Genomic DNA, 14,520 nt, shown 5'->3' with positions numbered 1-14,520 from the left:
TGAAAAAGGGCCGGGCGCGCAAACGCCCGGCCCTTGTCGCGTCAAGCGTAGGTCAGTGCGTGCCGCCGGCCCAGTTGTTCGCGCCGTTATTGTTGTTGCGGTCGTTCTCGAGCGCCTGCTTGTCGGCGACGGTCACGTTGTCCGCTGCGCCCTTCGACGCCTTGCGCGGGATGAGGGTCCCGGTCGGGGTGTAGCTCGCGTCGAGGTATTTGTCGGCCGGCTGCTGTTGCTGCGATTGCGTGGCGTCGGCCGCGCAGCCGGACAGCAGGGCGATGGCGGCCGCGGCCAGCGCGGACGGGACGATGCGATTCATTGTGCTTCTCTCCTTGATTTGGAATGGTTGGTGGTTATTTGATGCAGACGGCACGCACCATCTTGATGTCGGTGATGCCGTCCAGGATCTTCTCGATGCCGTCCATTTTCAGGGTCAGCATCCCGTCCTCGAGCGCGGCCGCCAGCAGCTCGGCCACGCGCGCGTGCTCGGTCAGCAGGCGCTTGACGCGCTCGCTGCCCAGCATCAATTCATGCAGGCCGACGCGCCCGCGATAGCCCTTCGTGCACTCGGTGCAGCCCACTGCGCGGTACAACGTCAGGCGGCCGTCGGCACCGCCGTGGCGTGCGCGCCAGCCGGCCAGCACGGCGGCGCGCGCGGCGGCCGGGTCCGCGACGTAGGCCGCCTGGCCCCGCAATTCCTCGCAATACTCGTCGAGCAGCGCCTCCACCTCGGCGTCGTCCGGGTGGTACGGTTGGCGGCACGCCGTGCACAGTCGGCGCGCCAGGCGCTGCGCGAGGATGCCCAGCAGCGCGTCGGCAAAATTGAACGGGTCCATGCCCATGTCGAGCAGGCGCACGACGGATTCCGGCGCGCTGTTCGTGTGCAGGGTGGAAAACACGAGGTGGCCCGTCAGCGACGCCTCGATGCCCGTGCTGACGGTCTCGCGGTCGCGCATTTCGCCCACCATGATCACGTCCGGATCGGCACGCAGGAACGCGCGCATGACGGATGCGAAGTCGAGGCCCGCCTTGCGATTCACCTGCACCTGGCGCAGGCCTTTCTGCGTGATCTCGACGGGGTCTTCCGCCGTCCAGATCTTCGTCTCCGGCGTGTTCAGGTGCGCGAGGATCGAGTGCAAGGTGGTCGTCTTGCCGGAGCCCGTCGGGCCGCACACGAAGAACAGGCCGTAGGGCTTGGCGACCGTCGCCTTCAGCCGGTCGAGGTTGTGCGGCAGGACGCCCAGCTTGTCGAGCGGGATCGGCTCGCCGGCCTGCAGGATGCGCATGACGATGTCCTCGACGCCGCCGCTCGACGGTATCGTCGCCACGCGCAGCTCGATGTCGAGGGGCCCGTACTTGCGGAAGCGGATCTTGCCGTCCTGCGGCTTGCGCCGCTCGGAGATGTCGAGGTCGCACATGATCTTCACGCGCGCGACGAGGGCGTTGCGGTAGCTGGACGGGATCTCGATGTACGGCACCAGCACGCCGTCCTTGCGGAAGCGGACGCCCGTCTTGCCGCGGCCCGGCTGCGGCTCGATGTGGATGTCGGACGCGCCCTGGCGGTAGGCGTCGACGATGATCCGGTTCAGGAGCTTGACCAGTTCGTTCTCGACGGCGGCCGAGACTTCGGCACCGGCGTTGTCGCCTTCCGCATCGGGGTCGACGTCCTCGTCGAGGTGCGACAGCAGCTCGCCCACGCTCGTGTCCTCGGCGACGGTACCACCGAAGAACTGGGCGACCGTCAGGCGCAGGTCGTGGCGCGTCGTCACGCGCCAGGCGATGCGCGGCCGGCCGAACACCTCGGCGGCGATGCGGCTGGCGGCCACGCGTTCCGGGTCCAGCGCCATCAGCACGAGGCCGTCGGGGCCGTCCTCCAGCGGCAGCCAGCCCTGTTCCAGGGCGTACTGCGGCTTCAGGTTGCGCAGCAGCTCGATGGGTTTCACGCGCTCGGCGCGGAACGGTTCGTACGGTACGCCGGCATGGTCGGACAGCGCCTGCCCGAGCTGGGCCGGCTTCAGGTGGAAGTCGCCCAGCAGCACGTCCTCGATGTCGGCGTCGCGCTCGCGCGCGAGGCGCGTGGCCTGTTCCAGCTCCTGCTGCGTGAGGAGGTTGCGCGTGACGAGGGCGTCGTAGCGGCCGCGCGGCAGCGGCGCGCGCAGGCGCTGGCCCAGCGCGACGGCCAGGGTCTCGCACAGCTGCTTCAGGCCTTCCATGTACGCGGCCGGGAACGGGCCGCCGGCGCGGTGGTTGATGAACTGGATGACGCCCAGCAGCGCGCCCTCCGCGTCGATCAGCGGCGCGACGAGCATCTCGCGCGTGCGGTAGCCCGTGCGCTGGTCGACGCCGCGCTGGAAGCGCACGTTGGAGCCCAGGCGGCGCAGCTCGGCCTCGTCGTACACGTCGGCGATGTTGACGGTCTGGCGCGACAGCGCGACGAAGCCGGCGATCGAGCCGGGTCCGATCGGCAGCTGCAGATGGCGGATCGAGGTGAGGCCCGTCTTGACCTTGGCGACGAGGGCGTCCTGCTCGGGCGTCACGGCGTACAAGGTGAAGCGGTCGCTGTCGAACAGCTCGCAGAAGTCGCGGCCCAGGTCGAGCATGATCTGGTCCAGGTTGCGGGTGGCGTGGATCCGCGTCGTGATGGCCTGCACGCGGCGCTGGACGTCCAGGCGCCGCCCCGTCTCGTCATGCTGGCGCCGGTCGCCCTGGCGCCGTTCCACGAAATCGGCGCTCATCGGAGTTCGACTTCCAGGCCTTCGTAGGCCAGCGCCACGGCGAGGCCGCCCAGCCGGCCCTGCCAGCGCGCCAGCGCCTGGCCGAACACGGCTTCCAGGTCGGCGTCGGAACGGGTGGGCTCGTGGTGGGTGCAGTACAGGCTGCGCACACCCGTCTTCAGCGCCAGCGCGATCGCGGCGTCGAACGTGCCGTGGCCCCAGCCCTGCTTGGACGGGTATTCCTCCACCGTGTACGAGCAATCGGCGACGAGCGCGTCGACGCCTTCCACCGCCTGCTCGATCTCGCGCTCGCGCCGCGCGATCTCGCGCTGCGCGGCCGCGTGCTCCGCGCTGCCGGGCGCGTGCGGATTGAAGAACGGTTCGTGGTCGCCCGTGAAGAACAGCGCGTGGCCGCCGCATTCGACGCGGTAGCCGAAGTTGGCCACCGGGTGGTTCATCGTGACGTTGTGCACGACGATGTCGCCGACGGCATGCGGCACGCCGGCTTCCAGCGTGCGGTATTCGATCGTGGCGTTCATGCGTTCCTCGCTGACGGGGAAGTAGCTGTCCTGCAGCTGCACACCCATCACGTGCTCGATGCCGCGGCCCGTCGCGTCGTCGCGCGCGCCGTGCAGGCACACGCGCGTACCGCTCACGAACAGCGGCGTGAACAGGGGCAGGCCGTGGATGTGGTCCCAGTGGCTGTGCGTGATGAAGATGTTGGCGTCCACCTCCGCGCCGTCTTGCGCGCGCCGGCGCATCAAGTCCTGGGCGAGCGCGTAGATGCCGGTGCCGGCGTCGAGCACGACGAGTGTGCCGTCGTCGCCGCGCACTTCGATGCACGTGGTGTTGCCGCCGTAGCGCACGGTCTGCGGCCCGGGGGACGGGATCGATCCGCGTACGCCCCAGAATCTGAATTTCATGACATCGCTCCTTGCTGCGCAGCCTCGTCGTCTGCTCGTGTTGTACGCTACGGTTGCGCCCGCACCGTTGCAATATATGTCAGATCATAGCGGCAATCTGTAACCGATTATCTGAATTTTGCATTTTCGCCTCAGCGTGTGTACAGCGCGGCGTAACACGGCTACACTGTTAAAAATTTCGATCCGGCAATCCTTGTTTCTTTACAAACATACCCGGACCCGCGGACAATGATCATGCAAGAGCTCACCCAGACCGACATCGTGGAGCGCCTCGACCTGCTCACGGAGGTCAGCGTCGCCCTGGGCGACGGCCACGACGACATCGACATCTTCCTCGACCGCATCCTGAGGGTCGCGAAGAGCATGACGAACGCCGACGGCGGCACGCTGTACCGGCCCAGCGCGGACGGGCGCAGCCTGTGCTTCCACATCTGGTTGAACGACACGCTGGGTATCTGCCAGGGCGGCACGAGCGGCAATCCCATCGACCTGCCGCCCATTCCCCTGGTCGACGACGCCGGCGAGAAGAACCTCGCGTCCGTGGCGGCGTATGCGGCCAACTTCCACCGGTCGGTGAACATCGCGGACGTGTACCGCGCAGACGTCTTCAATTTTTCCGGCATGCTGACGTTCGACGAGACGTTCGGCTACCGCTCGCAATCGAACCTGACGGTGCCGATGACGGACCACGAGGGAGAGCTCGTCGGCGTGCTCCAGTTGATCAACGCGCGCGACCGCGAGACGGGCGCCATCCGCCCGTTCTCCGACACGGACCAGCGCTTCATCGAAGCGCTGGCGGCGCAGGCGGCCGTCGCACTCACGAACCAGCAGCTCGTCGTGCAGATGGAGCGGCTGCTGGAAGCCCTCGTCAACCTGATCAACATCGGCATCGACGAGAAATCGCCGTACACGGGCCGCCACTGCCAGTTCGTGCCCGAGCTGACGATGCTGCTGGCCGAGGCCGTGCACGAGACGGAGCGCGGCCCGATGGCGGACTTCCGCATGACGGACGCCGACCGCCGCGAACTGTGGCTGGCCGGGCTGCTGCACGACTGCGGCAAGATCACGACGCCCGTGCACGTCGTCGACAAGGCGACCAAGCTGCAGACGATCTTCGACCGCATCCACATGATCGACACGCGCTTCGAGGTGCTGCTGCGCGACGCCGAGATCCGCGCGCTGCGGGCGCAGTGCGCTGAGGGCGCGGACCGCGCCGCGATCGCCGCCGCGCTTGCCGCCGAGCAGGCGCGCCTGCGCGCGGACCGCGATTTTCTGCGCAGCGCGAACGTCGGCAGCGAAGGCATGTCGGAGGCCGACCAGGACCGCGTGCGCCGCATCGCCGCGTACCGCTGGACGGGGCCGGACGGCGTGGAATGCGACTTCCTCGACGAGGACGAGGTGCGCAACCTCACGGTGCGCTTCGGTACGCTCAACGACGACGAACGCAAGATCATCAACAACCACATCGTCGTGACGATCCGCATGCTCGAATCGCTGCCGTGGCCGAAGCACCTGAAGAACATCCCCGAATATGCGGGCGGCCACCACGAGCGTATGGACGGCAAGGGCTATCCGCGCGGCCTCGTGCGCGAGCAGATGTCCGTGCAGGCGCGCGTGATGGCCATCGCCGACATCTTCGAAGCGCTGACGGCGCGCGACCGCCCGTACAAGAAAGGCAAGACGTTGTCGGAGTCGCTGCACATCCTCGGCAAGTTCGCTCTCAACGGCCACATCGACCCGGACCTGTTCGACATCTTCGTGCGCCAGAAGGTCTACCTGAAGTTCGCTTGCAAGAACCTCGATCCGGCGCAGATCGACGCCGTCGACGAGGCGGCGATTCCAGGCTACCGGCCGTAGCATGGGCCGGCTGCGCAAGATGGCAGGCCGTTACGGCGCGCGCTGGGCACTGGGCGTCGTGCTCACGCTTGCCGCGGCGCTGTACACGAACGGCACGTGGCACAGCCACGCCATCGAGCGCCAGGACACGCTCGTCGCCGACCTGCGCATGCGCCTGGAAGGGCCGGCGCCCGACCCGCGCATCGTCATCGTCGACATCGACCCGAAGAGCCTCGCCGCCGTCGGGCGCTTCCCGTGGAGCCGCGACGTGATGGCGCATCTCGTCGACCAGCTGGCCGGGCACTACGGTGCGCGCGCGATCGGCTTCGACGTCTCGTTCCCCGAGCCGGACACGAGTTCCGGCTACGCCGTGCTGGAACGGCTCGCGCGGCGCGAGTTGAATAGTGTCCCGGGTATCGAAGCGAAGGTGGCGGCGCTGCGCCCGCAGCTCGATTACGACGGCCGCTTCGCGCAGGCGCTGGCCGGGCGGCCCGTGGTGCTGGGCTATAACGTGTCGCCGATCCTCGCCAAGGGCGTGCTGCCGCCGCCCGCGTTCACCGTCGCGGACCTGGGCGGGCGCCAGCTCGACGCCTACCGCGCGCCCGGCTACGAAGCGAACATCGCGCGGCTGCAGGCGGCGGCGCGCGGCGCCGGCAGCTTCACCGTCGAGCCGGACGCGGACGGCGTCGTGCGCACCGTGCCGCTGCTGCAGCGGATCGGCGCCGGCTACTATCCGTCGCTGGGCTTGGCCACGGCCGCCGTCTACCTGGGCGCAACGACGATCCGCCCGGACTTCGGCGCTGGACAGGATGACGCGGCCGGTGCCGACGCCATCGTCCTCACGTTGCCGCACGAACGCCGCGCCATTCCAGTGGGCGACGGCCTGACGACGGTCGTGCAATTCCGCGGCCCGGGCGGCCCGCAGGGCGGCACGTTCCGCTACGTGTCCGCCGTCGACGTGCTCGAGGGCAGGGTGCCCGCGCCCGTGCTGAAGGATGCCATCGTCCTCGTCGGCACGACGGCGCCGGGCCTGCAGGACCTGCGCTCGACGCCCGTCAATGGCGACTATCCCGGCGTGGAAGTGCATGCCAACGTCATCAAGTCGATCCTGGACGGGCGCTTCAAGTCGCGGCCCGACTATGCGACGGCGCTCGAATTCTTCCAGGTGCTCGTGGCCGGCACGCTGCTCGCGCTGCTGCTGCCGGCGCTGGCGCCGCTGCCCGCCGTGCTGGTTTCCGGTGCCGTGTTCGCAGCCGTCGTCGGCTTCAACGGCTTCCTGTACCGCGAGATGGACTGGGCGGTCGACATGGTGATCTGCCTGATGCTCGTCGCGCTGCTGTTCGTCGTGAACGTCGCGTGGGGCTATCTGTTCGAGTACCGCAAGGGGCGCGCGCTCGTCTCGCGCTTCGGCGAATACGTGGCGCCGGAACTGGTCGCGCAGATGGCCGAGAATCCACAGGCCTACACGATGGAAGGCGAGAGCCGCGAGCTGTCCGTCATGTTCGTCGACGTGCGCGGCTTCACGACGATCTCGGAAGGCCTCGCGCCGAAGGCGCTGCGCGAGTACATCAACCGCTATCTGACGGCGATGTCGGAAGACATCCGCGCCAGCCACCAGGGCACGCTCGACAAATACATCGGCGACGCCGTGATGGCGTTCTGGGGCGCGCCCGTCGCGTTTGCCGACCACGCCAGCCGCGCCGTCGCGACGGCCTTGCTGATGCAGGCCAGCGCGGCCCGGCTGGACGCCGAGTTCCGCCAGCGCGGCTGGCCGCCGCTCGCCATCGGCATCGGCATCAATTCCGGGCTGATGCACGTGGGCGACATGGGGTCCGCGATCCGCCGCGCGTACACGGTGATGGGCGATGCCGTGAACCTCGCGTCGCGCCTGGAAGGCATCACGAAGGTCTACGGCGTGGGCATCGTCGTGGGCGAGGCGACGCGGCTGGCGGCGCCGGAATTCGCCTACCGCGAGCTGGACCTCGTGCGCGTGAAGGGCAAGCATGCGCCGGTCGCCATCTACGAACCGCTGGGCCGCCCGGCCGACCTGTCCTCCGCCATGCTCGAGGAGCTGGCCGCATGGGACGCGGCACTCGCCCGCGTGCGCGCGCAGGACTGGGACGGCGCGGAACACGCCGTCGCCGCGCTGCGGGCGGCGCACCCAGGGCGGGCCCTGTACCTGCTCTACCTCGAGCGCATCGCACGCTGGCGCGACGCCCCGCCCGGCGCCGGGTGGGACGGGGTGACGACGTTCGACACGAAGTGACGCTGTGTCGGGCACGCAACGTCCCTTGTCGGGGTGTTAACGATCCCGTCGCGCAGGCGGCGAATTCGTAACAATTTTTCTGTGGGGCAATGAAAAATGAGTACACTCGCGAAAGACGAGTCATGGCGCACGCCCTGGCTTCCCTGGGCAGAACAATAACGAGTTGTCATGCAAAACATGAGATTGACCTTAACGCGCCTGGCACGCCTGGTCGCGGCCGCCACGCTGGCCGCCGCTGCGGGCGCCGCCTGGGCGGACGATCCGATCCGGTTCGAGATCAGCCGCTTCGACGTGAACGGCAACACGGTGCTGCCGGCCGCCGACGTGCAGGCCGCCGTCGCGCCGTACACGGGCGCCGGACGCGATTTCGGCGACGTCCAGCGCGCGCTGGAAGCGCTCGAGGCGCTGTACCGTGCGCGCGGCTACGAGATGGTCACCGTGCAGCTGCCGGAACAGGAGCTGAACGGCGGCGCCGTGCGCCTGAACGTCGTGCAGACGACCGTGCGCCAGGTCGAGGTGACGGGCAACCGCTGGTTCTCGGAAGCGAACGTGCGCGCCAGCCTGCCGACGGTGGTGCCCGGCGCGACGCCGAACCTGGCGGCCGTGTCGCGCAACCTCAAGCTCGTCAACGAGAACCCCGCGAAGAAGGTCAAGCTCACGTTGGCCGGCGCGGACGCCGAGGGCGGCCAGGAGGCCGTCGATGCGCGGGTCGAGGTCACGGACGAACGGCCGTGGAAGGTCATGCTCAACGTCGACAACACGGGCACCGAGTCCACGGGCAAGACCCACGCGGGCGTGCTGCTGCAGCATGCCGACCTGTGGGGCCGCGACCACGTGGGCACCTTGCAATACACGACGACGGCCGAGCGCCCGGACCGCGTGGCCGTGTGGGCCGCCGGCTACCACGTGCCGCTATACGCCTTGGGCGATTCGCTGGACCTGTTCGCGAGCTATTCGGACGTCGATTCGGGCGCCATCAACGCGGGCCTGTTCAACCTCGCCGTGAGCGGCAAGGGCACGATCTACGGCGCCCGCTACAACCAGGTGCTGGCCAAGCGGGGCGACCTGGAGGGCCGGGTCGTGTACGGCATCGACGTCAAGGCCTACCGCAACAGCGTCATGTTCGGCACCGAGGACTTCGGCAACGACATCACCGTGCGCCCCGTAAGTATCGGCTACACGGGCAGCCGCGCGACGGCGGACGGCCAGACCGATTTCACTGTCGCGCTGCTGCAGAACGTGGCGGGCGGTTCGCGTGGCGGCTCCGACGACTTCGCGCGCACGCGCGCTGGCGCGAAGGCCGGCTATCGCATGGTGCGCTTCGCGGCGTCGTTCGCCAACGTGGTGCAGGGCGACTGGCAGACGCGCGTCCTCCTGAACGGCCAGTGGACGCACGACGCGCTCGTGCCGGGCGAGCAGTTCGGCGCGGGCGGCGCGACGACCGTGCGCGGCTTCGGTGAACGTGACCTCGCGACGGACACGGGCGTCGTGGCGAACGTGGAACTGTACACGCCCGACCTGTGCGGCCGCGCAGGCTGGCAATGCCGGCTGCTCGGCTTCTACGACACCGCATGGGGCGAGCGCAACCACGCGCTGCCGGGCGAGCTGCACCACGCCGCGATCTCCAGCACGGGCCTCGGCCTGCGCGTCGCCGTGGGCAGCTCGGCCAGCGTGCAGCTCGACTACGGCCACGGCATGCACGCGGGCGACGTGAACGCGACCAGCAGGAACAAGCTCCACGTGCGCGTGGCGCTGGCGTATTGAGGACCACTCCATGACTTCATCGACACTCGTTTCGACCCGGCGCCGCCTCGGCGCGCTGCTGGTGGCCGCATGCTATTGCGGCGCGGCCGGCGCCGTGCCCACCTCGCCCAAGGTGGCGGCGGGCCAGGCGACCTTTTCGCAGCAGGGCACCGTGTTCACCATCACGAACACGCCAGGCACCATCATCAACTGGCAGACCTTTTCGATCGACGCCGGCGAGACCACCCAGTTCATCCAGCAGAGCGCCGACAGCGCGGTGCTGAACCGCGTGCTGGGCCAGGACCCGACGAAGATCCTCGGCGCGCTGCAAAGCAACGGCAAGGTCTTCCTGATCAATCCGAACGGCATCCTGTTCGGCCAAGGATCGCGCGTGGACGTGAACGGCCTCGTGGCCTCGTCGCTGAACATCACCGATGCCGATTTCCTCGCCGGGAACAAGACCTTCCAGGCCGGTGCGGTCGCCGGTACCGTGCGCAACGAAGGCTCGATCACGACACCGAAGGGCGGCCAGGTCTTCCTGATCGCGCCGGACGTGGAAAACGCGGGTGTCATCACGACGCCGAAGGGCGACGTGGTCCTCGCGGCCGGCAACAGCGTCCAGCTGGTGGACTCTTCCGATCCCGACCTGCGCGTCGAGATCTCGGCCCCCGCGGAGCAGGCGCTGAACCTGGGCCAGGTGATCGCCAAGGGCGGCCGCATCGGGATCTATGGCGCGCTCGTCAGCCAGCGCGGCACCGCGAACGCGGATAGCGCCGCGGTGGGCGAAAACGGCCGCATCGTCCTCAAGGCCAGCGGCGCCGTCACCCTCGATGCCGCCAGCGTGACCAGCGCGGGCGGCGGCGATACGGCGGACGGCGGCACGGTCAAGGTGCTGGGCGAACAGGTGGCCGTCGTCAAGGGAGCGGGCATCGACGCCAGCGGCCGCAATGGCGGCACGGTGCTCGTCGGCGACGATGGACAGCCCAACGGCAAGCATGCGCAGACCACGAGCGTCGAATCCGGCTCGTCCATCCATGCCGACGGCAAGGCCGGCAACGGCGGCAAGGTGGCACTCGCGGCCGACAGCGAAACGAAGGCCCACGGCACCGTGTCCGCGAAGGGTACCGCCCAGGGCGGCTCGGTGGGCACGTCGGGCTACGCCGTCGACGTCGACGGCATCGCGGTCGACGCGTCCGGCGACAAGGGCAAGAATGGCACGTGGCAGCTCGCGCCTTACGACATCGAAGTCGTCGCGGGCGGCACGGCCGGCGCGGGCGACGTCGTCGCGGGCGCGCAGGCCGCAGCGGGGAGTGTCACCCGCGTCGCGCCGGGCACGCTGACGGCGGCCGGCACGGACGTCCTGTTGCAGGCGCAGCACGACCTCACCGTCACGGACGCGCTGGACGCGGCCGGCAGCGTGCGCGCGCAGGCGGGCAACAGCATCTACATCAATGCGCAGGTGAGCGCCGGCGGCGACCTCGATTTCCGCGCCGGGAACGTGTTCCTGCTCGGCGCCGGCGGTACGCTCAAGACCGGGAACAACATCGGTATCGGCGCGAACCAGATCACCCTCGCGGGCAATATCGTGGGCAACGGCCAGCTGCCGACCTTGTCGCTGCTGTCGGCCGACCCGTACCGCGCGATCAGCATCGGCGCGGCCAACGAGAGCGCGAATACCCTCGTGCTCGACGCGGCCGCGCTGCAGCGCCTGAGCCCGAACCTCGCCGCCATCAAGGTGGGCGATGGCGGCCACCAGGCTGCCGTGACGGTCGACGGCGCGCTGAGCGCCGCGTCGGACGTCGTGCTGGCGAACGCCGGCGACATCCGCGTGCGCGCCCCTGTGGACCTGTCGGCGAATGCGGCCAGCCAGCTCACCGTCAACCAATATGCCGTCGGCGGGATCGTCGACATCGAAGCGCCGGTGACGGCATCGAAGTCCGTGCTGCTGCAGGGCGACCGCCTGACCGTGGCCGCGGCCGTGACGGCGCCCGCCGTGAGCCTGATGCCGAACAGCCTGGCCGCGCACGTCAGTCTCGGTGGCGGCGACGGCTTCGTGCTCGACCAGGCCGCGCTGGACTACGTCAAGGCGACGGACATCACCGTCGGCGGCCTGGCCGGCAACACGGCCGGCATCGACGTCGTCGGCCCCATCGCGCTCGCGGGCGTGGGCACGCCCATGACGCTGCGGCTCGACGCGGGCGCCGGCGCATTGAACGTGAAGGCGCCGCTGACCACGTCGGGCACGCTGGCACTGGGCTCCACGGCCGGCATCTACGAGACGGGCGACGGCATGGTCGGCGCGAACGCCGTCGTCGTGCGCGGCGGCCAGGTCGTCCTCACGGGCGCCAACAAGATCGGCACGCTCGCGGGCACCACGGACGCGGACCTGTTCCACGTGACGACGGCGGGCGACCTGCGCATCGGCATGGTCGACGGCCTGTCCGGTGTCATGGCACCGAACGCCGGCATGCAATTCATCAGCGGCGGCGCCGTGACGTTCGACGCGGGCCTCGGCGGCGCCATCGCCACGGTGGACGCGGCCGGCATCTACGGCAACGGCCTGCTGCGTGTCGGTACCTTGTCGCTGACGTCCAGCGCCGGCATCGGCACGGGCGACAATCCACTGAAGACGCAAGCCGGCACGCTTCTGGCGTACAACCACGGTGCGGGCGGGCAGCCGATCAACGTCGCCAACATGGGGCCCCTGACGGTTGTGCGCGCCGTGCAGGATGGCGTCGGCAACACGGGCGCGATCGCGATCGACAGCGTCGGCGGCATGACGGTGCCGGTGTACGAGAGCGGCGACGCCGTGAAGCCCGCCAGCGGCGAAGTGCGCACGGTTAGCGGCGACATCAGCCTGACGACGCACAGCCCCCTCACCATCAACGGACAGGTGACGACGACGAGCGGCAATGTACGCCTGCTCGCGGACAATGGCGGCGCATTGACGATCACGCCCGGTGCGCGCGTGGCGACGGCCAGCGGCAGCGTCAGCATGACGGCCGGCTCGACGCAGATCGCGCCCGACAGCGTGGCCGTGTCCAGCCCGGACAAGGCGCTGGTGAACGGCGCGCCGTTGACGCCGCCGACGCTGGACGTCTGCCTCGCCAACCGCGCGGCGCCTGGCTGCGCGCCTGTGCTGGCGGCCGCCGTCCAGGCGTGCGTGACGGATCCGGCCGGTCCGCGCTGCGGCGAGATCCTGCCGACTTACGATGTGTGCGCGGCGAATCCTGCGACGGCGGGCTGCGCACCCGTGGTCCAGGCACACGACGCCATCACCGCGTGCATGGCCGATCCGTCGGCACCCGGCTGCGCATTGATCTTGCCGCCGCTCGACAAATGCCGCGCGGACGCCGGCGTCTATGGCTGCAAGGCCGTGCTGGCGGTCGCCGCGCTCGACGCGTGCGTCGCGAATCCGAACGGGGCGGGCTGCGGCGCCATCCTGCCGACGTACGACGTGTGCGCGGCGAAGCCCGCGACGGCCGGTTGCGCACCCGTGGTCCAGACACACGACGCCATCACGGCATGCATGGCCAATCCGGCAGCGCCGGGCTGCGCAACGATCTTGCCGCCGCTCGACAAATGCCGCGCGGACGCCGGCGTCTATGGCTGCAAGGCCGTGCTGGCGGCCGCCGCGTTCGACGCGTGCGTCGCGAATCCGAGCGGCGCGGGCTGCGCGGGCATCCTGCCGTCGCTGGACGTGTGCAAGGCCACGCCGACGGTCGCAGGCTGCGCGCAGGTGCTGGCGCTGGGCTTCACGGCCTGCCTCGCGAATCCGCACGACCCGTCGTGCACCGGCATCCTGCCCACGCTGACGCAATGCCAAGGGAATACGAAGCTGCCCGGCTGCGACGTCGTGCTGCCCACGCTGACGCAGTGCATCGGCAGTCCGAGCCTGCAAGGCTGCGACGTGCGCCTGCCCAGCCTCGCGGCGTGCGCGGCCGCGCCCGGCACGGCGGGCTGCGAGGCCGTGCTGCCGACGGCGGCGTTCTGCACGACGCATCCGGGCGACGCCACGTGCGTGACGTTCAGCGGCAGCACTGCCGGCAAGGACACGGGCGCGCCGGTGGCGCAGGCCGTGCAGACGACGGTCCAACTCATCAACACGGCCGCCCCCGCCGTCGCGGCGTCCGGCGCGGGCGAAGGCGGCGCGGCGGACGGCAAGGCCGTGGAACGCGTCGCGACCACGGCGAAAGAGGAACATACGGGAGTCAAGAATGAAAAACCTGCGGCGAAACTGTACTGCAATTGACGCGCTGGCCCGCGTGCTCGTCTGCGGCGCGCTGCTGCTGGCAACGGGTGCCGTGTGGGCGGGGCAGGCCGTGGGCGTCGTCGCGCACCTGAGCGGGCCGCTGATGGACCGCAAGGCCGACGGCACCGTCAAGGTGCTCGCGGCGCAGTCGGAGGTCGAGAACGGCGACACGCTCGTGACGGAGAAAAACACGTACGCGCAGATCCGCTTCATCGACCACGGCGAGATCACGCTGCGTCCCGGCACCACCTTCAAGATCGAGAACTACGCCTACGACGCCGACAAGCCGGACGGCGACAGCGCCGCGTTCAGCCTCCTGAAGGGCGGGCTGCGCTCGATCACGGGCCTGCTGGGCAAGCGCAACAAGGAGAAGTTCTCGCTGAAGACGCCGACCGCCACCATCGGCATCCGCGGCACGACGTTCATCGCGCAGTGGGTCGGCGACGCGTCCGGGCTGCCGTCCGTGCCATCGTCCGCGCCGTCGCCTGCCGTGCCCGCGCTGGCGCCCGGCCTGCACGTGGCCGTGCAGGAGGGGATGATCGTCGTGACGAACGCCGGCGGCGCGCAAAACTTCCCGGCCGGGCAGTTCGGCTTCGTGGCAAGCATGCACCAGCCGCCCATCGTCGTGCCGCAGAATCCGGGCTTGAAATTCGCGCCGCCGCCGTCGTTCGCGGCCGGCACCGGCGGACCGGTCGCGTCGCAGGGCCCGGCGGCGCAGCAGGGCGGCACGGACTGCATCGTGCGCTGAGCGGCAGCAAGCGATAATAAAAAAGCCTGTGCACCTCGCGGTGC

General features: G+C 69.6%; 8 protein-coding genes. 5 read left to right on the top strand and 3 right to left on the bottom strand.

Features of this window, described 5'->3' with window-relative positions:
- Positions 1-52: 52 nt before the first annotated feature.
- From NX784_RS09975 to NX784_RS09965, 3 genes are read right to left on the bottom strand one after another with little or no spacing between them, the layout of a single operon-like run.
- Entirely contained in the window at positions 53-313 is a 261-nt protein-coding gene (locus NX784_RS09975; RefSeq protein ID WP_258816487.1) for a hypothetical protein, read from the bottom strand.
- 34 nt (positions 314-347) lie between these two features.
- Entirely contained in the window at positions 348-2,729 is a 2,382-nt protein-coding gene (locus tag NX784_RS09970) for a GspE/PulE family protein (RefSeq protein ID WP_258816486.1), read from the bottom strand.
- Entirely contained in the window at positions 2,726-3,631 is a 906-nt protein-coding gene (locus NX784_RS09965) for an MBL fold metallo-hydrolase (protein WP_258816485.1), read from the bottom strand. Before NX784_RS09965 ends, NX784_RS09970 begins: the two co-directional genes overlap by 4 nt.
- 234 nt (positions 3,632-3,865) lie before the next feature.
- Here NX784_RS09965 and NX784_RS09960 point away from each other — a divergent pair, with 234 nt between their 5' ends.
- The 5 genes from NX784_RS09960 to NX784_RS09940 all read left to right on the top strand — a co-directional run bounded on the left by NX784_RS09960 (position 3,866) and on the right by NX784_RS09940 (position 14,476).
- Positions 3,866-5,488, top strand: coding sequence for a GAF and HD-GYP domain-containing protein (locus tag NX784_RS09960; protein WP_258816484.1), 1,623 nt, complete (start codon positions 3,866-3,868; stop codon positions 5,486-5,488).
- Between the two features lies 1 nt (position 5,489).
- Positions 5,490-7,733 (top strand): CHASE2 domain-containing protein, encoded by a 2,244-nt coding sequence (locus tag NX784_RS09955; RefSeq protein WP_258816483.1) that lies wholly within the window; start codon positions 5,490-5,492, stop codon positions 7,731-7,733.
- Positions 7,734-7,910: 177 nt separating this feature from the next.
- On the top strand, positions 7,911-9,497 hold the full coding sequence (locus NX784_RS09950; RefSeq protein WP_258816482.1) for a ShlB/FhaC/HecB family hemolysin secretion/activation protein: 1,587 nt from the start codon (positions 7,911-7,913) through the stop codon (positions 9,495-9,497).
- A 10-nt stretch (positions 9,498-9,507) separates the two neighbouring features.
- Positions 9,508-13,728: a two-partner secretion domain-containing protein gene (locus tag NX784_RS09945; protein ID WP_258816481.1), complete on the top strand. Its 4,221-nt coding sequence runs from the start codon at positions 9,508-9,510 to the stop codon at positions 13,726-13,728.
- Entirely contained in the window at positions 13,694-14,476 is a 783-nt protein-coding gene (locus NX784_RS09940; protein WP_258816480.1) for a FecR family protein, read from the top strand. Before NX784_RS09945 ends, NX784_RS09940 begins: the two co-directional genes overlap by 35 nt.
- Positions 14,477-14,520: the final 44 nt, after the last annotated feature.

The sequence above is a fragment of the Massilia pinisoli genome, from assembly GCF_024753285.1.
Lineage (GTDB): Bacteria > Pseudomonadota > Gammaproteobacteria > Burkholderiales > Burkholderiaceae_D > Telluria > Telluria pinisoli.
This window is presented reverse-complemented; position numbering and strand designations above follow the sequence as displayed.

Excerpts from the sequence above, each read along its gene's own strand:
- NX784_RS09975 (WP_258816487.1), bottom strand. The coding sequence starts at position 313 with ATGAATCGCATCGTCCCGTCCGCGCTGGCCGCGGCCGCCATCGCCCTG.
- NX784_RS09970 (WP_258816486.1), bottom strand. The coding sequence starts at position 2,729 with ATGAGCGCCGATTTCGTGGAACGGCGCCAGGGCGACCGGCGCCAGCAT.
- NX784_RS09965 (WP_258816485.1), bottom strand. The coding sequence starts at position 3,631 with ATGAAATTCAGATTCTGGGGCGTACGCGGATCGATCCCGTCCCCCGGG.
- NX784_RS09960 (WP_258816484.1), top strand. The coding sequence starts at position 3,866 with ATGCAAGAGCTCACCCAGACCGACATCGTGGAGCGCCTCGACCTGCTC.
- NX784_RS09955 (WP_258816483.1), top strand. The coding sequence starts at position 5,490 with ATGGGCCGGCTGCGCAAGATGGCAGGCCGTTACGGCGCGCGCTGGGCA.
- NX784_RS09950 (WP_258816482.1), top strand. The coding sequence starts at position 7,911 with ATGAGATTGACCTTAACGCGCCTGGCACGCCTGGTCGCGGCCGCCACG.
- NX784_RS09945 (WP_258816481.1), top strand. The coding sequence starts at position 9,508 with ATGACTTCATCGACACTCGTTTCGACCCGGCGCCGCCTCGGCGCGCTG.
- NX784_RS09940 (WP_258816480.1), top strand. The coding sequence starts at position 13,694 with ATGAAAAACCTGCGGCGAAACTGTACTGCAATTGACGCGCTGGCCCGC.